Source organism: Amorphus sp. MBR-141 (genome assembly GCF_053628695.1).
In genome coordinates, this window is sequence record NZ_JBRJGW010000039.1 from 1 (window position 1) to 20174 (window position 20174).

Here is a 20174-nt window from a genome sequence, read left to right on the forward strand (position 1 = left end):
TGCTCTTCCGTAAATCGCTTCCGCTTCATCTGTCCGTCCTTCGATCGAGGCCGGACTCTAACTCCAGGTGGAGGAAAAACTCAGGGGCAGGTCAGGCGCTCTACAGCGGCGTCGGCGGGGTCAGTCCCACGCTGAAGGACGGCGCCATCAGCCTCATGCCGATGTCGGTGCGTCGATCCCACCGAGCTTCCCGAAACCGCTTCGGACGAGGAACTGGGAGCGGAAATCCGCCGATTCGTCGATGTCAGCCGCCGGCGGTGGCGGTACTGAGCGGGCGGTGAGGGAGAGAGCGGCAGATTGGCCGCGAAGAGGTGGTAGCGGAGGAGGGACTTGAACCCCCGACACGCGGATTATGATTCCGCTGCTCTAACCAACTGAGCTACTCCGCCCCAAGGGCGCCGGTCTGGCCTTCGTGTCCGTGTCGGCTGATGCCCGCACAGGGATTCGGTCCGGTCACGACAGAAGCGCGACCGCGGCATGGCCAGCGGTCGTGCGGCGCTAATAAGGCGATCAGGGCCCACCTTGTCAAGGCGCCGGAGCGCGCCTGTGGACGGTCCCGGCCTGGCGCGGCAGAAGGCCGGATTGCGATCCCGGTCTGCACGACGCGCGGTGGGGTCGATCGAGCGGATCGGGCTTGGGAAAAGGACCGCGCCGGCGAATCGGCGGGTCCGGTACGCGACAGGCGTGCTTCGGTTCGGCCGCCAGCATCGGCTCGTTCCGACCGCATCGATCGGAGCAGGACGCCAAGGGCGGGTGACGACAGGGGGATAGCGGCTATCCGCTCGCGCATCCCGCTACCAGGATACGAGAACCGATGGCGTTTTGTGTATTCAGCGAGAGCAGACCAGACGACGTCGTGATCCAGAGCCTTTTCCGATCAGGTGGAGTCACCTGATCCACAAGAAAGGGCGCCGGATTCGATGCCTTGTGCAATTCCTCTTCGTTCAGATCGCTTCGATCTGAACGGGGAATGCTCTAGTGCTTGCGGAAGGTGAGGAGGTCGAACAGGCCGGCGGGCTTGGCGTCCTCCCGGGAAATCAGCTCCAGCTGGTCGCAGCCGAGAACGCCATCGATCTTCATCGACGGGTTCCAGCCGAGCCGGGTGGCGAACGGCGTGAGCATCCGGTCGGTGACCGTCCAGGGGAAACGCTCGGCTCGGAAATGGCTGCACAGGACGACGTGGCCGCCGGGCCGCACGACGCGGGCGAGCTCTTCCATGACACGGGCCGCGTCGGGCACCGCGGTGATGGTGAACATGCAGACCGTTCCGTCGAACGCACCGTCGGCGAAGGCGAGGTTGGTGAGGTCCATCTCGTGGACGCCGGTCACGTTCCTGAGCCGCTCTTTCTCGATCTTCTCATTCGCGCGCACCAGCATGTCGTGGGAGAGGTCGACGCCGGTGATGGTCACGTTGGAGGTGTAGTCGGGAAGGGCGAGGCCGGTGCCGACGCCGGCCTCCAGGAAGTGCCCGCCGATGGAGTTCACCTTGGCCACCGCAGCCTTGCGCCCGAGCGCGGTGGGGGCGGCCAGAAGCGTATAGACGGGTGCCCAGCGGGCGTAGGCGCTGCGCACCATGTCGCCGTCGATCGCGACCTCACGGCCTCCGGCGCCGGCGGCGACGGGAGAGGCGCTGCGGGCGAAGAAGGGGCGGCGGTCGGGATCGGTCATGCGTAGGGTCCTCAGGGCGATTTTTGGTCGAACAACGAAGGGGAAACCGGCTCGGCGGCTGACCGTTCCAGAAGTCAGGTGACGTAGGCCATGGGGCTCGCGGCCACGACGCCGCGCGAACCGGCCGTGGGGGCGCGATCGATCACGCCTCCGCCCAGCACACGCGAAACCCCGTCGGGCGCTTCATAGAACACGCAGGCCTGGCCGGGCGCGACACCGGATTCCGGGGTCATGAGTTCGACGACCAGCCGTCCGTCTTCCTCGGTGAGCTGGGCTGCCACCGGCGGCCGGGTGGAGCGCACCCTGGCGTACACGTCCATGCCATCCCGCACGGCCTGGGCCAGCGGCTGGTCCCCGAGCCAGTTCACCTCGCGCAGATAGACCCGATGGGTCTCCAGCGCGCTCTTCGGCCCGACGATCACCCGGTGGGTGTCGGCGTCGAGGCCGACCACGTAAAGCGGCTCGCCGACTGCCAGGCCGAGGCCCCGACGCTGTCCGACCGTATATCGGATGATGCCTTCATGACGTCCCATCACCCTGCCGTCGACGTGAACGACATCGCCCGGCATCACCGCGCCCGGACGCAGCCGCTCGATCACGTCGGCGTAGCCGCCGCTCGGCACGAAGCAGATGTCCTGGCTGTCGGCCTTATCGGCGACGGGAAGCCCGAGTTCGCCCGCAAGGCGCCGGGTCTCGGGCTTGGTCATCCGGCCGAGTGGGAAGCGGAGATAGTCGAGCTGCTCCTGGGTGGTGGCGTAAAGGAAATAGCTCTGGTCGCGATCGGCATCCTTGGGGCGGAAGAGGGCGCGGTGCGCGCCGTTGGCGCGGCTGTCGACGTAGTGGCCGGTCGCCAGCGCCGCGGCATCGAGGGTCTTGGCGGTGTCGAGCAGATCGGAGAACTTGACGCTCTGGTTGCACGAGACGCACGGCACCGGCGTTTCGCCGTGCAGGTAGGAATCGGCGAAGCGCTCGATCACGCTCTCGCGAAACCGGTCCTCGTAGTTCAGCACGTAGTGGGGGATGCCAAGGGTCTCGGCGACCCGGCGGGCGTCGTGGATGTCCTGTCCGGCGCAGCAGGCGCCCTTGTGGTGCGTCGCTGCGCCATGGTCGTAAAGCTGCAGCGTGACGCCGACGACGTCGTAGCCCTCGCGGGCCAGCAATGCGGCGACCACCGACGAATCGACCCCGCCCGACATCGCAACCACGATGCGGGTATCCTGGGGGCGGCCGGGCAGATCCAAACTGTTCGTCATGTCCACGAACCCGTATTTGTCGATCAGGCTGCGACGGCCATGGTCCTGACCGCGCCTAGAATGTGTCGTCTCCGGCCGGCCCGACGGTCAAGGTGCGGTGCGAACGGCCCGGAGCGGATGCGACGGCTCGACAGCCGACCAACGTGTGGCAATATCGGTTCACCGGAAATCACCCCGTCCCACGCCGGTAGATGATCGGCATCGACCCGACAAGGCCGCCAGACATCGGAACCGGCGGATTCCGGTCATCAGACCCCGCACATAAGTATCAATTCGCGCCGCGCAAAGCCCGCAGCTCGGACAACTTGTCCAGCCTTGCTTGCAACTCATAGCGGATGTGCGGGTCTGTCGAAAGCCGCTCGGAGCAGCGGGCTGGCCGGGCCCGTCCGCACGGCGGCGCCGCGGCGCCTTCAGACGCCTGCTCCGATCCACTCAGTAAGTATTAGTTATCGTTACCGTTTCCTTAGCGGGTGCTTAGCTGATTTTTAAAGAGGTGCAGGTCATATCGACACTCAGTTGGGTCAGGTGTGTGTGAGTACGAGAGTCGAATGACCGAACATATTTCACCGCGTTACCGGTATGTCATTGGCCCTGACGGGACGCCTTTGACGCTGGCAGATCTTCCGCCGCCGAACACCAAGCGATGGGTCATCCGTCGCAAGGCGGAGGTGGTGGCCGCCGTACGCGGCGGACTTCTGTCACTCGAAGAGGCCTGCGAGCGCTACACGTTGACGGTCGAGGAATTCCTGTCGTGGAATTCGCTGATCGACCGTCACGGGCTGGCGGGCCTGCGTGCCACGAAGGTCCAGACCTACCGTGTTTGACCGGCGCTCTGCGCTCTACCTGCGCATCGCCAGAACCGTCGCACCCGTTGCGGCCTTCAGGGCCGCCGGGTCGACGGCAAACACGGCTTGCGGCGTGCCCGCCGCGGCCCAGACCACATCGAATGCCAGGAGATCGGCGTCGATGAACACCGCCAGCCCGGCCCGATGGCCGATTGGCGGAATGCCGCCGATCGCATACCCCGTCTCCTCGCGGACGTAGCGCGCATCGGGCCGTTCGATCGGTTCGCCGATCTGCCGCCCCACCGCTTTCTCGTCGACCCTGTTCGAACCCGAGACGAGAAGCAGGTAGGGGCTGCCGCTGTCGTGACCGCGAAACACCAGCGACTTGACAATCTGCCCCACGCCCGTCCCGCATGCTTCGGCCGCTTCTTCGGCGGTTCGGGTGGACGCGGGCATTTCGCGCACCTCGATTTTCAGGCCGGCGGCTGCTGCCGCATCCAGAACCCGTTGCGCGCTGGCTGGAAGTGCCTCGTTCATGGCTTAGGCCTCGGGGTCGTCGGTTTCGGCGGTTTCCGCACCGGTCGTGGTCGGTGCGCCTTGGATCCGGCCATCTCTGTAGAGAAACCGCCGGTCGATTTCGCGTACCGGTTCGGTCGGTCCGGTCAGGCCGCGTTCGATCATCTCGCAGTCCCATTTCCCGGTCTCGCCCGAAATCTCGAACAGGTTGAACGCCGAGCCGTGGCGGTGCGCCGCGTTGGAGGCGGCCGGCACGCCGATGACCGGCACGTCGCCGATCCAGTTGATCGAACGCTTGTGGGTGTGCCCATGCAGGACCAGCTCGGCGCCGGCGTCCCGGATGACGGCGCGAAAGCGCGATCCGCCGAGCAGGCGCTTGTGCCAGGCGGTGGAGTTGTGGATCGGTGGGTGGTGGATCAGCACCACCCGGAACGCACCGTGATGCCCGAGCTTCTTGAGGCTGTCGTGCAGCAACTGGGCCTGGATGGCACCGAACGTCCCCGTCGCCATGAACGGCCCCGTGGCGACGGCGCTCGATGTCCCGACGATCCCGATCGGTCCACGGCGGCGGACAAATGGAAACCGGTCTCCGGCGATCGAGAGCGGGCGTTCGTCGTCCGTCATGTAGTCGGACCATGCTTTCCAGGCCCGCTTCAATGCACCTGGCACGTAGGCATCGTGGTTGCCGGGGATCACCGAAACGTCGTGATGGTTGCCGAGCGCCGCCAGCCACTGACGGGCCGGCTGAAGCTCCGCCTTCAGCGCCAGGTTGACGAGGTCACCGGTGACCGCGATGTGGTCCGGCGTGCTGGAAAGGAGATCGTCCATCAGCCGGGCGAGCGGTTCCTCCAGATGGAGCTTCACCCGGTTGCGCTGCCAGTTGACGAAGCCGATCGCCCGTTTGGAGGCGAGTTCACGAAGCCGCGGCTGGGGTAACGGCCCGAGATGAGGGTCGGAGAGGTGGGCGAGGGTGTAGACAGAGGACACGGCAGGCGTCACTTCGGCGTCTCTCCGTCCCACAGGACGGTGTTGGACTTCCCGGATGGGGCCTGGTCGATCACCAGCAGTTTCACCGCTTCCTCTCCCGTAATTCCGACGTGCCACTCATCGATCACCTCGACAATGACGTCGCCCGCCACGTAGCGATGTCGGTCACCGCCTTGGACCTCGACCGTGATGGCGCCATCGAGCACGTAGGCGTATCGCGCGTACGGGTGCTTGTGGAGGGCAAGGCGCGTGTGCGGGCCGATTTCGAACGTGCTGACGACCAGCTCGGGGTGCGTCGGCACCGTGATGGGCTTGCCCGATGAGGTCTCTGTAGTCCGGAGGATTGTGTCGACGACCACCGACTCGGCCGAAGCGTTGGATGTGGACAGAATGACAAGCGCGAGAGCGATTGGCCAAGTCTTCAAGACGTGACTCCTCAAGTCCGGGCGATATGGTCTGCTTCGGACGGCGGTCCGTCCGTTGAACCCGTCGACGGGCGCGGCGGTTCCGGGAAGACCGCCTGCACGGACAGGGAAGGTACCGGTCATTCGGTCTTCAAGTCGAGCATGCTGCAGCGGAAGCGGAATCAAAGGACGGATTGTCAGGTCTGGCGGCGATACGCTGCGACTGTTCGTGACGATCTGCGGATCGGAGTGCCGCTCATGACCATGAAGAACGTCGGTCTGCCGACGTCCGGGGGCCTCCGTCCGTCGGGAAGGAGGGAAATGCCCGAGCCCGGCCCGTCGGCCGTGCTGCGCCACCGGCTTCACGCGCTCGCCGGCCGGACGATCCTCAGGTTGCGTCACCGATTCCGTACCGGGGTCTCCCTCGGCGTGAAGGGCCTGGTGCTGACGGCCGCAGACGAGGTCTTTCTCGTCCGCCACAGCTACCTGCCGGGGTTCCATCTGCCCGGCGGGGGCGTCGATCCAGGTGAATCGGCGCACGATGCGGTGGCCCGCGAACTGCGGGAGGAGGGTAACCTGGAGCTCGGATCGCCTGCGCGGCTGTTCGGCGTCTACTTCAACGAAGCGCTCGACCGGCGCGACCACGTCCTGCTGTTCGTCACACGCGACGCACATCAGCCGGCGCCGGCGCGTGTGCCGAATGCGGAAATCCTCGAGGCCGGGTTCTTCCCCGTCGACCGTCTGCCGGCGACGACGACATCGGCGACCCGGCGGCGGCTCGACGAGGTCCTCGGCGGCGCGGCGCCGGCAACCGTCTGGTAGCGGCGTCAGAGCAGTTTGATGCGTCCGTCGGTCGCCGGAGCGAAGCGGGGCCGGCCCTTCAGGTAGTCGGCCACCACGTTCACCAGCAGGTCGCCGTCGCGGGCATCGATGATGATCTCCGAGCTGCGCAACGCCGAGTAGCCGTCGCCGCCCCGGGCGAGAAAATCGTTTGTCGCCAGCCTGTAGAGCCGGCCGGGCTCGAGCGGTTCGCCGGCGATGGTGACCGACGCCACCCGCGAGCCGGAAGCGCGGGCCAGATCCACCTCGATGTCCATGCCGGCGATCTGCGGAAAGCGCCCCGAGCCGCTGTCGACGAGCGATAAGCCGTTCTCCAGCGCGCGCACGAGGTCGGTGCCGGTGATTTCGACCAGCACGACGGTGTTGGCGAACGGCAGCTCGGTCATCAGGTTGCGGCGCGTGAACGGCGTGCCCGACGGATAGACCCGGTCGCCGCGGATGCTGCCGCCGTTGGTGATCGCGACGTCGGCGTCCGTCGCCGCCAGGAGCGCGTCGGCCACGATGTTGCCGAACGCAGATTCCCGGGTCCTGACGGTCGCGCGCCGGCTGTCGAGCTCCGCCTGAAGCGTGCAGATCGGCTCGTCCAGTGCCGCATCGAGGCTCGCCAGATAGGTCTGCACCTGCTCCGAGATGGCCGGGTCCGGTGCCACCGAGGCGGTGTCGACGATCCGGAAGGACGGCTCCCAGGAGACGGTGCGGCTGCCGTTGCGCTCGCCCACGTCGAATGTCACGTCCACGATGGCGATCAACTCGCCCTGTTCGCGCGATTCCACCAGCGCGGAGCGGCCGTCGTAGGTGACCGTCAGCACGTGGTCGTCGCCCGAGACCACCACGTCGAAGGCGCCCGAGCGGGCAAGCAGAAGGTCGCGGGAAATGTTGTCGTGCACGACGGCCACGATGAACTCGGCTCCCTCGCTGCGCAGGAAGCGGGCCTCTTCGAATGCGGTTTGGATGGTCGGAGAGAGAACAAGATCGCCGGTGGTGGACACGATGCGCGCCCGGTCGCCGATGACACCGAGGATGCCCACTTTGACGCCGGAGATCTCGCGGATCACGTGATCTTCGAACCCGCCGATCGGTGCGCCCTCGGGGTCGCGCAGGTTGGCGGCGAGCTTCGTCGCGTCAAGCGCGGCCATCCGCTCCAGGAAGACCTCCTTGCCAAAGTCGAACTCGTGGTTGCCGGGCACGAAGATGTCGAGGCCAATCCGGTTCAGCAGATCGACCATGTGCGCGCCGCGGTCGATGCTCGACATGATCGACGGCGACAGCGCATCGCCGGCATGAACGACCAGGACGTTCTCTTTCGAGGCGCGTTCGCCCGCGATCACCGCGGCCACCCTGTCGAGGCCGCCGCGGCTGGTCTCGCTCGTCATCTGGTCGATGTCGTTGACAACGACGAGCGACAAGCCTCCAGCGGGCTCGGCAACGGCAGGGGGCGCGGCTGCGAGCAGGATTCCCGCCAGACCCCAGCCCATGCCGGTCCGCAAAATCGCCAACAGGCTCGACGCCCCCATGACTGTCCCCGATCGATCGCCGCCCGTCCGGTGCAAGTCCTGCAACAGTGCCACCGTTGGCCGCCGGACGCGAGCCGCAACGGCGCCGCTTGCCGGTATCGCGCCGATGGGCCACGGGCTGGTCGCGGTGGACGGGGGGGCAAGATGCATTAGAACCGTCTACGGAAGATGACCGCGCTCTCCGCGCGGCCCCCAGACCTGTCGAGGCGTCATGAACGACCAGTCCGAATTCCGCCGTCCACAAGTTGCGACCGTCCTGCCGGCCGATCATTCGCCGGTCCGGTTCGGTCGGGTCGGCGTGCTGATCGTCAATCTCGGCACGCCGGAGGCGACCGACTACTGGTCGATGCGGCGCTACCTCAAGGAATTCCTCTCGGACAAGCGCGTCATCGAGGTGCCTCGGCTCATCTGGTGGCCGATCCTCAATCTGATCATCCTGACGAGGCGACCGAGCAAGTCGGGCGAGGCCTACGAGGCGATCTGGAACCGCGAGCGCAACGAGTCGCCGCTGAAGACGACCACGCGGGCACAGTCGGACCTCCTCGCCGAGGCCTTTGCTGGCACCGACGACCGGATCGTCGTCGACTGGGCCATGCGCTACGGCAAGCCGCCAATCGCGGAGCGTCTTGCGGCGCTCCAGGAGCAGGGTTGCGAGAAGATCCTCGTGGTGCCGCTCTATCCCCAATACGCCGCGTCGACCACGGCCACCGTCAACGACAAGGTGTTCGAGGCGTTCTCGAAGATGCGCTGGCAGCCGGCGCTGCGCACGGCGGCCCCGTGGCACGACGATCCGGTCTACATCGACGCGCTGGCGACCTCGCTCACCCGGCATATCGAGAGCCTCGACTTCGAGCCGGAAGTGGTGCTCGCCTCGTTTCACGGGCTGCCGCAGTCCTACCTGCTCAAGGGCGACCCGTACCATTGCCACTGCCACAAGACGGCGCGCCTGCTGCGCGAACGGCTGGGGTGGTCCGAGGACCGGTTGCGCATCACCTTCCAGTCGCGCTTCGGCAGTCAGCCCTGGCTGCAGCCCTACACCGACGAGACCGTCAAAGAGCTCGCCCGCAGCGGCGTGAAGCGGCTGGCGATCATGACGCCCGGCTTCGTCGCCGACTGTGTCGAGACGCTCGAGGAGATCGCCATCCAGAACGCCGAGTTCTTCCACGAGGCGGGCGGCGAGAAATTTGCCGCGATCCCCTGCCTCAACGACAGCCCGGAGGGCATGCGGGTGCTGGAAACCGTGGTGGCGCGCGAACTCCAGGGCTGGCTCTGAGCCTGGGCTGCCCGAGGCAGGTCGCCACCGTGCCGATCGGGGCGGAGACATGCGGATAATCCGGCCCCCATGTTGCCACTCTCCTCGGCAACCCCTACTTCGAATGCGCACGGTGGGTTCCGTGCGTGGGGGAGACAGCGGCCATGCCGATCTCGATTGGACCTGACATCGTTCTCGGCGTGCTCGCGCTCGTCGTGATCCTGGTCATCTTCGCCGGCGTGAAGACGGTGCCGCAGGGACAGCAAGTAACCGTCGAGCGGTTCGGCCGCTACACGCGGACGCTGACACCGGGCCTCAACTTCATCATCCCGTTCATCGATCGCATCGGCCGGCGGCTGAACATGATGGAGCAGGTGCTGGACGTTCCCTCCCAGGAGGTGATCACCCGGGACAACGCGACGGTGGTCGTGAACGGCGTGAATTTCTACCAGATCCTCGACGCGGCGCGCTCCGCCTACGAGGTCACCAATCTGGAGACGGCGATCCTCAACGTCACCATGACCAACATCCGCTCGGTGATGGGGTCGATGGATCTAGACGAGCTCCTGTCCAACCGCGACGAGATCAACGTCCGCATCCTCCGGACGGTCGATGCGGCGGTGGAGCCCTGGGGCGTGAAGATCACCCGGATCGAGATCAAGGACATCGAACCGCCGCGCGACCTGGTCGAGGCGATGGGACGGCAGATGAAGGCGGAACGCGAAAAGCGGGCGGCGATCCTGGTGGCCGAGGGCGAGCGGCAGTCCGCGGTGCTCAAGGCCGAAGGCGAGAAGCAGGCGCTGATCCTGTCGGCCGAGGGCCGGCGCGAAGCCGCATTCCGCGATGCCGAAGCCCGCGAGCGAGAGGCCGATGCCGAGGCGCAGGCGACCCGCGTCGTGTCGGAGGCAATCGCGGCCGGCGACGTGCAGGCGATCAACTACTTCGTGGCCGACAAGTATGTGAAAGCGCTCGGAGCGTTTGCGCGCTCTCCGAACCAGAAGCTGCTGCTGCTGCCGATGGAGACGAGCTCGATCCTGGGCGCACTCACCGGCATCGGTGAGATCGCCAAGGAGGCCTTCGGGGATGATGCGCAGCGGCGACGTCCGTCCGGCGCGGTTCCCGCAACCGGACGGCCTGTCGCAAGCCGCGATCCGTCCGACCCGCCCACGTCATGATCGCCTCCCTGTATGCCACGATCGGTCCGTGGTCGTGGCTGATCCTGGGGCTGTGCCTGCTTGCCGCGGAAATTCTGGTTCCGGGGATCTTTTTCCTCTGGTTCGGGCTTGCCGCTATCGCCGTCGGCGGCCTCGCGATCAGCGTGTCGATCGCCTGGCAGATCCAGATCGTCCTGTTTCTCGCGGCCTCATGCCTGGCGGTCCTGATCGGGCGCGCCCTTACCCGGCGAGGCGACAAACCGGTGACAGAGGCGTTTCTCAACCGTCGGGCCGAACGCTTCGTCGGACGCACGTTCACCATCGACGAGGCTATCGTCGATGGTGAGGGTCGGTTGAAGCACGGCGATACGATCTGGCGCGTGGCAGGTCCCGATGCGGCGGCCGGATCCCGGGTCGAGGTGACGGGGGTCGATGGTCCGCGGCTTCTGGTTCGGCCCGTGTCGCCGGCCGATCAGACACGGGCGGCTTCGTGACTCAGTCTTCGAGGTCGGCAGATTCTGCGACCGCCGGATAGGGCGGCCGGGCAATCGCCAGATGGGCCTGACGCAGCGCCGTAGACCACTGTTCCCGCAGGTTGTGGAAGTAGGGCTCGTCGGCCTCGATGCGCATGTTGCGCTCGGCCCTCAGCGCGTCGCGCTGGACGGTGAGGATATCGATGGGGAGGCCGACGCCGAGATTGGAGCGCATGGTCGAATCCATCGAGATGAGGCTGAGCTTCAAGGCGTCGAGCAACTCGGTTTCGTACGTCACCGCTCGGTCGAGGATCGGCTTGCCGTACTTGTGTTCGCCAATCTGCAGATACGGCGTGTCTTCCGTCGTCTCGATGAAGTTGCCAGCCTGGTAGATCATGAATAGCCGAAGGCGCCCGTCGCCGATCTGTCCGCCGAGGAGGATTGACACGTCGAATCCCGATGCGCTGAGTTCGAGCGAGGGGCCGTCGATCATCCGGACCTTGCGGACCGCGTCACCGACAAACTGCGCCGTCTTGAACATGGATGGCATGTCCATGATCGTCTGGACCTGACCGGTCTCGGGATCTTCCAAGCCCTCGGAGAGGAAGCTCAGAACGGCCTGGGTCACGGCAAGGTTGCCGGCTGCGGCAAGCGCCACGATCCGATCGCCGGGGCTCTCGAAGATGTGGAGCTTGCGATAGGTCGCGATGTTGTCGAGACCCGCATTGGTCCGCGTGTCGGCGATCATAACCAAGCCGCCGCGCACCAGAATTCCGCAACAATACGTCATGTTCCAAGCCCCAGCTCCAGCCACATGGCGCACACTCTATCACCGGGATCTGATTCGGAGCTGTGGTCGTTCCGCGGGTCGGCGCGGCCGCCAAGGAGCGTCCTTACGGGTGTGTGCTTGTCCGGTTGCGATGGTCGTGGTCGGACCAGAGGAGCCTACGACGGCCAACGGCGGTCGGCATGTTTGTGCGCCGCGGCGACGCAATCAAGAGGGATTTTACGTAGGCCGCGAAGCTCACATGATTCCGCCTGGGCCGCTCAGCGACTTGACGCTCACATTGACGCTCAGGCTTTCCGCCAGGCCGCCATATCGCGTGCCGCGGAAGGGAGCTGCCCCGAGATAGTCGAGCCCGGTTGCCACACGGACGTGGGCTTCCGTTGCGGCAATCCCATGGGCGGGATCGAAGCCGACCCAACCGAGATCCGGAACGTGAATTTCGACCCAGGCGTGGCCGGCATCCTGCTGGACGACCCCATCCGTGCGGCACAGATATCCACCGACATAGCGGCTCGGATAGCCAAGGCTGCGGGCGGCGGACAAGAAGACGTGTGCCAGATCCTGACAGACGCCGTGACCCTCCTCGAACGCGGCGCTTGCCGGGGTGGTGACGTTCGTGGCGCCGGTGTCGAAGCGGATCTTCTCATGCACCGCATGGTTCAACTTGTGCAGGAAATCGAGCGGCGTCCCGTCGCTGTCGGTGGCCAGATCGCGCGCAAACTCCTTGATCGCGGGCGTCGGCTCGGTCAGCGGCGTCTCGCGCAGGTAAAGACCGCGCGGCAGCCTGTCGAGCGCACCATTGATGACGCCATGTGTCTCCTCCGTCTCGACCTCGCCGGCGGCGGTGACCGTGAGTTCCTCGATCGGCCCGTCGGCGGTGAAGGTGTGGACGATGTTGCCGAAGGGATCCTCGCTCTTCTGCAGCCGGGCGTCGCACGAGACGTCGATACGCCAGTCGGAGACGAACAATCCGGCATGCCCGCGCGGCGTCAGCCGAAGGATCTGGATCACCAGGTTCGCCGGGACCTCGTAGCGATAGAACGTCTCGTGGCTTATTCGAATGCGCATCTTGCCGGCCTCAGGTCAGGTACTGGTCGGCGATGGCGGCGCCCAGGCGGTTGTTGTCCGCGATGATGGAGAGCAAGAACTCGTGCAGCCCTTCGGCGAACACCGTATCGATGTCGGTGTTCTGGAGCTTGGCGAACGTTCCGCGGGCGAGCCGCTGGCTGGGACCGGGCTGGCCGTAGTCCCGGGCGATTTCGTCCAGGAAGCGCATCACGTTCTCGCAGCAGCTCGAAAGCGAGCGGGGCATCTCGCGCCGCAGGATCAGAAGATCGGCGACGAGCCAAGGACGCAGATTCTGGCGATAGACCCAGTGATAGGCCGTCAGCGCCGATACCGAGCGCAGGATCGAAGACCACTGGAAATAGTCCAGGCTGCCGCCGACGCGTTCGCCCTCCGGCAGCAGCAGATGATACTTCACATCGAGGATGCGCGCAGTCGCGTCGGCCCGCTCGATGAAGCTGCCCAGCCGCATGAAGTAGTAGGCGTCGTTGCGCAGCATGGTGCGATAGGCGCTGCCGTCGAAGCGCAGCGATGCTTCCTTGACGAAGCTCAGCAGCTCGTTGAGGCGCGGACGCGTCAGGCCTTCCGACCGGAACTGCTTCATCTCCAGCCAGGCGCTGTTGATGGAATCCCACATCTCCGCCGTCAGCGCGGTGCGCACGGCGCGCGCGTTGGAGCGCGCGATCTCGATGCAGTTGCGGATGCTGGATGGGTTCGCCGGCGAAAACGCCAGGAAATCGATCACTGCATGGTGGCTCTCGTCGTCCCCGTAGAGCTCCTTGAACAGCTCCAGCCCGCCTGTGGCGGCGACGGCGGAGGTCCATTCGTTGGAACTGCCTCCATAGCCGGCTGGCAGCGACGAGAGCCGCGCCGCCGCATCCAGGATGCGGGCGGTGTTCTCGGCGCGCTCGACGTAACGGGCAAGCCAGAAGAGAGTGTCTGCGGTGCGTGCGAGTAGCATGTGTGCCGTGCTCGTTCCTGTCAGCTCTGGCTCTGGCTTTGACTCTGGGATCGGACCTCGTCGCTCTCGCTCGGCTCCACGGACGTCACCTCCGCGGTGCTCGACGGCGTTCCCGGAGGCGAATCCGCAGAGGTTGGATCGTCCAGGACCCAGGTGTCCTTGGTGCCGCCGCCCTGGCTCGAGTTGACCACAAGGGATCCTTCGCGCAGCGCCACGCGCGTCAGCCCACCGGGCACGATGCGGACCTGGTCCGCACCAGTGAGCACGAACGGCCTCAGGTCCACATGGCGGGGGGCCACCCCAGATCCGACGAAAGTCGGGCAGGTCGACAGCGCAAGCGTCGGCTGGGCGATGAAATCCTCCGGCTTGGCCTTCAGCTTGGCTCGGAAGGTCTCGATCGTCTCCTTGTCCGCGGCCGGGCCGACCAGCATGCCGTAGCCGCCGGATCCGGAAACCTCCTTGACGACGAGTTCGGGAAGATGGTCGAGGACGTAGGAGAGCGCTTCCGGTTCGCGGCAACGCCAGGTCGGCACGTTCTTCAGGATCGGCTCTTCGCCGAGATAGAAGCGCACGATGTCGGGCATGTAGGTGTAGATCGCCTTGTCGTCGGCGACGCCGGTTCCGACCGCATTAGCGAGCGTCACGTTTCCCGCCCGGTAGGCCGTCATCAGGCCGGGAACGCCCAACGCCGAATCCGGTCGGAAGGCGAGGGGGTCGAGGAATTCGTCATCGAGCCGGCGGTAGATGACGTCGACCCGTTTCGGCCCCTGGGTCGTGCGCATGTAGACGATGGAATCGCGCACATAAAGGTCGCGCCCTTCCACCAGTTCCACGCCGAGGCGGTCGGCCAGGAAGGAGTGCTCGTAGTAGGCGCTGTTGTACTGGCCGGGGGTCAGCAGCACGACGGTGGGATCGCCGGGGGCGGACTCGGGCGCGAGCGACTGCAGCGTCAGCAGCAGTTCGTCCGGATAGTTCTCGACGGGCGCAATCCGATGTTCCGAGAACAGGTCCGGGAAGAGCCGCATCATCACCTCCCGGTTCTCCAGCATGTAGGAGACCCCGGAAGGTGTGCGCGCATTGTCCTCGAGCACGTAGAACGTTTCTGCGTCGACCCGCACGATGTCGATGCCGGAGATCGGGACGTAGATCGATCGCGGCACCTTGATGCCGATCATTTCGGGACGGAAATAGGGATTCTGGTAAATGAGGTCGGCGGGCACGATGCCGGCTTTGATGATCGCGGCGGGACCGTAGATGTCGGCGAGGAACGCATTCAGTCCACGCACGCGCTGGGTCAGTCCCTGCGACAGCCGCTGCCATTCACCAGTGGTGAGCACGCGGGGGACGACATCGAAGGGGATGATGCGCTCTTCGGCCTCGGCCTGCCCATAGACGGAGAAGGTGATGCCGATCCGCCGGAAAAGTAGCTCTGCCTCCTGGGACCGGTGCCGCAGGCTTTCCAGGTCGTTGTTGTCGAGCCAGGCCTTGACCAGTTCATAGGCCGGGCGGCACCCGTCACCGGCAATCGTCATCTCGTCGAAGGGGATCGCCATGCAGTCTCCGAGCCGAAATTCCACTCGACGATTAAATCTGTCGGCATCCTCCAACGCAACCCGTCTGGTGAAAGAGTGTGCAGGAGCCCGCTCGCACCAAGGCTGCCCAAATGATGGGCAGGAAAGAGCCGTGGGTCAGTCCAGCAAGCGCAACGCCCGGAAGCTGGCGTGCCCCTGCCGGCCGACGATGATGTGGTCGTGGACGGTGATGCCGAGTGGCGCCGCGCTTTCGATGATCTGCCGGGTCATCTGGATGTCGGCGCGCGATGGCGTGGGATCGCCCGACGGATGGTTGTGGACCTGCCTAGCAAATATACCTATTAGGTTGAAATACCGAAGTAATTGCGAAGTCGTGTAGTGGGTTGGGGCCGGTGTTTGGGAGCGGCATTGAATGCTTGATCGTGATCATCACTGTTCGTTTTCGTCTGTCACGTCCAAGCGTCGAGAGGCACGGCAGATCACGAGGTTCTCTCTATCCCATTCGTCGAGCTCTTGAACAGGATACAGTACCGCCTTGCCAATCTTTACGAACGTTGGACCGATGCGCATTGCGCGCCAGTTGCGAAGTGTCCCTACACTGATTTCTTTGCGATAGCGCTCCGCGACCTCTTTCGCTGTTAGATATCTCCGATCTTCCATCGTAGCCACTCCCGAACACTGTAGGGCATTGACCCAGGATGACAGTCCCAGAAGATCATGGAAGAGGTTGAAGGGCGGGGTAGTGGAAAGACAGGTAAACGGCGGCAAATGGCGAATTACAGCATTTTCGGGTGCCGAAAATTTAATGTGTTTCAAAGCTCATAACCTGAAGGTCGTAGGTTCAAATCCTACCCCCGCAACCAATTTTCTGAAGCAAATTCAGAGTCTTATAAAAACGCCCCGGTCGATGGCTGGGGCGTTTTTGCGTGATAGGGACAAATTAGGGACAGTGGCCACGACCCGGACCAATCAATCCCAACGATGCGCGAGTCGGATCACTTTCCAGCCCGGATCAATTCCTTGCCACGACATCTGCCGGCTGTTGTCTGGGCGCGCTGCGGACTTGGCGCTCGCTGTCGACCGGAGATTTACAGCCAGCTCTCTGGTCGAAAGCCGAAGGAACAATTCAGCGACGACAATTTCGATGAAGCCATCGTCGGTGGCGTGCACGACAAGACAGATCCAGGTTGGCTATCCGGACGTAGCGTTTGAAATGGAGTGATTCGGATGGACAATCGGATGAAATGTCTGCTTTCGCAGGCTCAGCAAGCATACGCCGACGATGAAAAAATGCTTGGTTGCCTTGTGCTAACCGAAACAATGTTCCAGCTGTTCCGCGACGACCACGGGTCGCTAACCTGGTACGGCCTTTATGCCGAACTTGGGAACAGGCTCTCCGACTGCGGCGACGATGAACTTCTCAGGCGAGCCTTAGCGTCTGCGCTGGATGCGATGAAAGAACATCGTCCTGGCTGAGGGCGTAATCGACGACTCCGGTGTGCGATTAGCACAGCTTCTCTCCACTCTATTTTTCGATGCCGCTCGTGATGGACACCCGTGACCTCGGCGCTTCCGAGCCTGAACGGCCGGGCGGCCAAGCCCCCTATGATGTCGACGCGCCGGCCACGCGCAAAGTCCGCGGCCCGCGCACTTCGGAAATCCGGAATGCCCGACGTCGTGATCGCGCGGACGCTCGGCGTACGGCGCGATCCTCTCCTTCATCGCTTGTCGCAAACTGGTCCGCGCTTCAGCAATGCACTGTGTGCAGATCAGAAATGCGCCCATACGCCAAGATTGTATATTGCGGCGCAATATTTCTTATAGTTTAAACCGCCCCTATCGTCGCTTTTGGCGGCCTGTCTGTTGGTTTCGGACGAGTGGAACGCTGTCGACCGACACGGCTCGCAATTGCTTTTCGCAAAGCATCTTGTGTGCGACGCTGATTTATCGCGTTCAGACGCGCACGAAATAGCCCCATTCTGCTGAAGTCGCACTGCGCCCTTTTTGAGCGGGCTGTCCGTGCTGTGCAGGTCAAACCGCATGCCTGGATGAGTGATGGCGCAGGGGCCTGAATAGGAATTCGTTCGATGAAAAGGCCTCGCGGCCATAAACAGCAGTCCAGGCTACGCCGAAAAATTCCCCTACGTGCAGTAACGGTGTGGCTGCTCGCCCTGGCCCTGCTTGCGGGTGTCCTTGCTCAGAACATCTGGACGTCTCGGCAGAATCTGCTGAGAAATGCCGAACAGCGTCTGATTTCGGATCTGGCGGTCGGCTCCCGCTACGTCTTCGAGCGCATCGCCTCACTCAAGTCGAAGCTCGAAACGCTGGATCATCAGTTGCCCAACGGCGATACGCTCTTCGCCAAACGCCAGGCCCATAGCCTGCTGAAGAATCTGGCCGGCGACGACAGATCGCTTCTTTCGATGTTCATCATCGAGCCGACCGGTATGGCTTATGCGACCTTCCGGACCCCGGAGGTCGAGCGTGTGGACCTGTCCGACCGAAGTTATTTTCGCGCGGTTGTCGAGGGCGGGGGAACCGGCATTTACATATCCGAGCCTCATATTGGTCGTTTGGGTCATGCCGAAGGACGGCAATTCGTTGCCGTTTCGGCTCCCTGGCACGATGATCAGGGCGGGCTTCAAGGCGTGCTGGTTGGCCTTTTGGACTTTACGTCCATCACCGAGTTGCTCACGGCCAGCGTCCACGATGGATCGACGCGGATTTCGGTATTCACGGACGATGGGCGCCGTGTATTCGGCAGTGCTCATCATATCGTGCCATCCGACCAGCTGGCGTCCTGCACGGATGCGGCCCGGGGGTATGAGGTGGAGCGGATCGACATCGCGGATCGCCAGCACCTGTTCGCTTGCCAGGAGCTCGGCCCACTCGGTCTATCCGGTGCGATTACACGGCCGATAGATGCGGCGCTCATGCCATGGCGTGCGAACTCCATCGAGAAAGCGCTGATGGGCCTAATCCTCGCCGCGATCCTGCTCGGCGCCTTCGTTCTGCTCCGCCTCAGCGCAGGCCGAAGCAAGGTGAATGCGGAAAGAGCGGAACTCCTGTCCACGGCGCTTGATCAAGCGTCCGGCGCAATCGCGATCGCAGACGATCGTCTGAAGCTTGTCTGGGTGAATGAAAGCGCATGCCGTGTAACCGGCTACGACCGCTCCGAGCTGCTGGGGCGCCCCGTCAGTCGGTTTCTCATCGGAACGGCACCCCGGTCGTTCTTCATCGACGTCTGGCGAACCATCCGACGTGGGGCGGCCTGGACCGGCATACTGAAGCTTCGCCGAAGGGACGGATATTTCACGGCGGTACATGTCGGGCTATCGCCTCTGCTCGATCAAATGGGCCAACTGACCCATTTTCTGGCCATCCAGGATCAGAGCGCTGCACTGGAAGCTCAGCTGCGCGACTACGATACGCGCATCCGAACCGACGACCTCACCGGCCTGCTCAACCGACCGGGCCTTATCGCGGCTTACGCCTCCGCTTACGCTCGCTCCCAAAGTGCCTGGATCGGTGTCCTCGACATCGAGCGGTTCCGGATCCTGAACGAATTACTCGGTCGCGCCGCTGCTGACGGGATCCTGCGCGAGGTCGCGAACTTTCTCCGCAACCAGCCTGACGTCGCCTGCGCAGGCCGTCTCGCCGGTGACCGGTTCGCAATCTGGGGTGACACATCGCACGGCGGGGCCGACGCTGCAGAAGCCGCCATCCTCCGCATCCACCGGCAACTCGAATACCACATCGAGCGACAGACCCATCGACCTGTCCGCATCACGCTCGGCTATCTCTCCGGCGACGAACTCACCGGCGATGCCGACGAAGATCTGAGCCGGGCCGAGGCGGCGGTCGCTGCGGCCCGGTCGCAACGCGGGACATATGTTCTGCGCTACAGTTCGGACCTGGTACGCAAGGCGCTTGACCGGGAACGGCTTACTGACGACTTCGCGGTCGCTCTCGTGGAACAACAGTTCCACTTCATGTTGCAGCCGCAGGTCTCGCTCGCGGATCAAAGGACAATCGGCGCAGAGCTGTTGATGCGTTGGACGCATCCAGCGCTCGGCTCGATACCTCCGGATGTGTTCATCCCATTGGCCGAGCACAGCGGCGTGATCGTCGGCCTGGGCCGCCTCGCTGCCAATCAGGCGGCTTCTATTGCAGCGGACTGGGCACGACAGGGCTTCGAAGGCCTGCGCCTGTCCTTCAACGTCTCGGTGGTCGAACTCGAAAACAGCGACTTTGCCAACGAGCTGCTGCGCGTGATGCAAACGCACGACGTTTCGCCGACACGGCTTGTGGTTGAAGTGACGGAGTCGTCCGCGTCCATGGCGACCGATGTGGTCCGGCACCAGCTGGACCAGCTCATTGCGTCAGGCTTCGGGGTGGAGATCGATGACTTCGGAACCGGGTACGCAACACTGTCGCAGCTGCGGGCATTGCCTCACACTGGTCTCAAGATCGACCGGGAGTTTACGGACAGCCTCGACGATCGCGGTTCGGAACTGATCGTCCAAAGTGTTATCTCCGTTGCGCGGGAGATGGATTGGTCGATCGTCGCCGAGGGGATCGAAACCGGTGAGCAGGCCGCCTGGCTGGCAGAGAACGGGTGCCAGTACGGACAGGGCTATTATTTCGGCAAGCCGATGTCCCCGGCCGCCTTCATCGAACGCCTGACAGACGAAGCAGCCGGTAATCCGGTCGTGCCTTCGACTGCACACTTCGCCGGCCAATAGCACATCTCGGTCGGCGCCGGTCTGGCGCACTGGAGACGCGATACCGCGTTCACCGGAAACTTTTTCCGCTTGCTTTGCGTTCAGGAATCTTCATATCGAAGCCTCGATATTTCGCCTTGAGATTGTCCGAGGCGGTTAAACGGTGAAAGCGGCGGTGCAAAATTCGACCACGGTAGCGGCGGGATAGTCTCGCTTCGGGCGGCGTAAAAGTCGTCCACCTATTTCCCTTCTGCAACAT

The 20174-nt window shown here is 64.2% G+C and carries 20 protein-coding genes, 1 tRNA gene and 1 pseudogene; 7 read left to right on the forward strand and 15 right to left on the reverse strand.

Annotated elements, in window-relative coordinates; genetic code table 11:
- Nucleotides 1-312: 312 nt before the first annotated feature.
- The 3 genes from ACSSVZ_RS26305 to mnmA form a co-directional block, all read right to left on the reverse strand.
- Nucleotides 313-389: transfer RNA gene (locus ACSSVZ_RS26305), tRNA-Met, on the reverse strand.
- A gap of 586 nt (nt 390-975) precedes the next feature.
- Entirely contained in the window at nt 976-1668 is a 693-nt protein-coding gene (locus tag ACSSVZ_RS26310) for a class I SAM-dependent methyltransferase (protein ID WP_453973833.1), read from the reverse strand.
- A gap of 74 nt (nt 1669-1742) precedes the next feature.
- Complete coding sequence (mnmA, locus tag ACSSVZ_RS26315) at nt 1743-2921, reverse strand: tRNA 2-thiouridine(34) synthase MnmA (protein ID WP_453973834.1); 1179 nt, start codon at nt 2919-2921, stop codon at nt 1743-1745.
- 548 nt (nt 2922-3469) lie between these two features.
- Between mnmA and sciP the strand changes: the two genes are divergently transcribed.
- Nucleotides 3470-3745 (forward strand): CtrA inhibitor SciP, encoded by a 276-nt coding sequence (gene sciP, locus ACSSVZ_RS26320; RefSeq protein ID WP_453957848.1) that lies wholly within the window; start codon nt 3470-3472, stop codon nt 3743-3745.
- Nucleotides 3746-3760: 15 nt separating this feature from the next.
- Here the strand turns inward: sciP and ACSSVZ_RS26325 are convergent, their stop codons facing one another.
- From ACSSVZ_RS26325 to ACSSVZ_RS26335, 3 genes are read right to left on the reverse strand one after another with little or no spacing between them, the layout of a single operon-like run.
- Entirely contained in the window at nt 3761-4243 is a 483-nt protein-coding gene (locus ACSSVZ_RS26325) for a YbaK/EbsC family protein (RefSeq protein WP_453973835.1), read from the reverse strand.
- Between the two features lie 3 nt (nt 4244-4246).
- Nucleotides 4247-5221 carry a metallophosphoesterase family protein gene (locus tag ACSSVZ_RS26330; RefSeq protein WP_453973836.1) on the reverse strand — a complete coding sequence of 325 codons (975 nt, stop codon included), beginning with the start codon at nt 5219-5221 and terminating at the stop codon, nt 4247-4249.
- Complete coding sequence (locus tag ACSSVZ_RS26335; RefSeq protein ID WP_453973837.1) at nt 5218-5757, reverse strand: cupin domain-containing protein; 540 nt, start codon at nt 5755-5757, stop codon at nt 5218-5220. The genes ACSSVZ_RS26330 and ACSSVZ_RS26335 overlap by 4 nt, the downstream gene beginning before the upstream one ends.
- A 177-nt stretch (nt 5758-5934) precedes the next feature.
- On the opposite strand from ACSSVZ_RS26335, the gene ACSSVZ_RS26340 reads away from it, so the two are divergent.
- Nucleotides 5935-6435, forward strand: coding sequence for an NUDIX domain-containing protein (locus tag ACSSVZ_RS26340; protein ID WP_453973839.1), 501 nt, complete (start codon nt 5935-5937; stop codon nt 6433-6435).
- Nucleotides 6436-6440: 5 nt separating this feature from the next.
- On the opposite strand, the gene ACSSVZ_RS26345 is transcribed toward ACSSVZ_RS26340, so the two are convergent.
- The gene (locus ACSSVZ_RS26345) at nt 6441-7859 is read right to left on the reverse strand and encodes a bifunctional metallophosphatase/5'-nucleotidase (protein WP_453973840.1); all 1419 of its coding nucleotides are present in this window, start codon (nt 7857-7859) and stop codon (nt 6441-6443) included.
- 319 nt (nt 7860-8178) lie between these two features.
- Here ACSSVZ_RS26345 and hemH point away from each other — a divergent pair, with 319 nt between their 5' ends.
- The 3 genes from hemH (at nt 8179) to ACSSVZ_RS26360 (ending at nt 10867) form a co-directional block, all read left to right on the forward strand.
- Nucleotides 8179-9240 carry a ferrochelatase gene (gene hemH, locus ACSSVZ_RS26350; RefSeq protein ID WP_453973841.1) on the forward strand — a complete coding sequence of 354 codons (1062 nt, stop codon included), beginning with the start codon at nt 8179-8181 and terminating at the stop codon, nt 9238-9240.
- Between the two features lie 143 nt (nt 9241-9383).
- Nucleotides 9384-10394 carry an SPFH domain-containing protein gene (locus ACSSVZ_RS26355; RefSeq protein ID WP_453973842.1) on the forward strand — a complete coding sequence of 337 codons (1011 nt, stop codon included), beginning with the start codon at nt 9384-9386 and terminating at the stop codon, nt 10392-10394.
- Complete coding sequence (locus ACSSVZ_RS26360; protein WP_453973843.1) at nt 10391-10867, forward strand: NfeD family protein; 477 nt, start codon at nt 10391-10393, stop codon at nt 10865-10867. The genes ACSSVZ_RS26355 and ACSSVZ_RS26360 overlap by 4 nt, the downstream gene beginning before the upstream one ends.
- A 1-nt stretch (nt 10868) precedes the next feature.
- Here the strand turns inward: ACSSVZ_RS26360 and ACSSVZ_RS26365 are convergent, their stop codons facing one another.
- The 7 genes and pseudogenes from ACSSVZ_RS26365 to ACSSVZ_RS26395 form a co-directional block, all read right to left on the reverse strand.
- Nucleotides 10869-11636 (reverse strand): peptidase, encoded by a 768-nt coding sequence (locus ACSSVZ_RS26365; RefSeq protein ID WP_453973852.1) that lies wholly within the window; start codon nt 11634-11636, stop codon nt 10869-10871.
- A gap of 234 nt (nt 11637-11870) precedes the next feature.
- On the reverse strand, nt 11871-12701 hold the full coding sequence (locus ACSSVZ_RS26370) for a transglutaminase family protein (RefSeq protein WP_453973844.1): 831 nt from the start codon (nt 12699-12701) through the stop codon (nt 11871-11873).
- Between the two features lie 10 nt (nt 12702-12711).
- Nucleotides 12712-13659 (reverse strand): alpha-E domain-containing protein, encoded by a 948-nt coding sequence (locus ACSSVZ_RS26375; protein WP_453973845.1) that lies wholly within the window; start codon nt 13657-13659, stop codon nt 12712-12714.
- A gap of 20 nt (nt 13660-13679) precedes the next feature.
- Nucleotides 13680-15212, reverse strand: coding sequence for a circularly permuted type 2 ATP-grasp protein (locus tag ACSSVZ_RS26380; RefSeq protein ID WP_453973846.1), 1533 nt, complete (start codon nt 15210-15212; stop codon nt 13680-13682).
- Between the two features lie 135 nt (nt 15213-15347).
- A pseudogene (locus ACSSVZ_RS26385) lies at nt 15348-15512 on the reverse strand (JAB domain-containing protein); the annotation flags it as partial.
- Nucleotides 15513-15620: 108 nt separating this feature from the next.
- Nucleotides 15621-15851, reverse strand: a complete 231-nt coding sequence (locus ACSSVZ_RS26390) for a helix-turn-helix transcriptional regulator (RefSeq protein WP_453973847.1) — start codon at nt 15849-15851, stop codon at nt 15621-15623.
- A gap of 309 nt (nt 15852-16160) precedes the next feature.
- Nucleotides 16161-16361: a hypothetical protein gene (locus tag ACSSVZ_RS26395; protein WP_453973848.1), complete on the reverse strand. Its 201-nt coding sequence runs from the start codon at nt 16359-16361 to the stop codon at nt 16161-16163.
- Between the two features lie 57 nt (nt 16362-16418).
- On the opposite strand from ACSSVZ_RS26395, the gene ACSSVZ_RS26400 reads away from it, so the two are divergent.
- Together ACSSVZ_RS26400 and ACSSVZ_RS26405 are read left to right on the forward strand one after the other, a co-directional pair.
- Nucleotides 16419-16667 (forward strand): hypothetical protein, encoded by a 249-nt coding sequence (locus ACSSVZ_RS26400; RefSeq protein WP_453973849.1) that lies wholly within the window; start codon nt 16419-16421, stop codon nt 16665-16667.
- Between the two features lie 680 nt (nt 16668-17347).
- Nucleotides 17348-19936, forward strand: a complete 2589-nt coding sequence (locus ACSSVZ_RS26405) for a bifunctional diguanylate cyclase/phosphodiesterase (RefSeq protein WP_453973850.1) — start codon at nt 17348-17350, stop codon at nt 19934-19936.
- Nucleotides 19937-19985: 49 nt separating this feature from the next.
- Here ACSSVZ_RS26405 and ACSSVZ_RS26410 read toward each other — a convergent pair.
- A partial coding sequence (locus ACSSVZ_RS26410) for a hypothetical protein (protein WP_453973851.1) occupies nt 19986-20174 on the reverse strand: 189 nt, incomplete at its 5' end.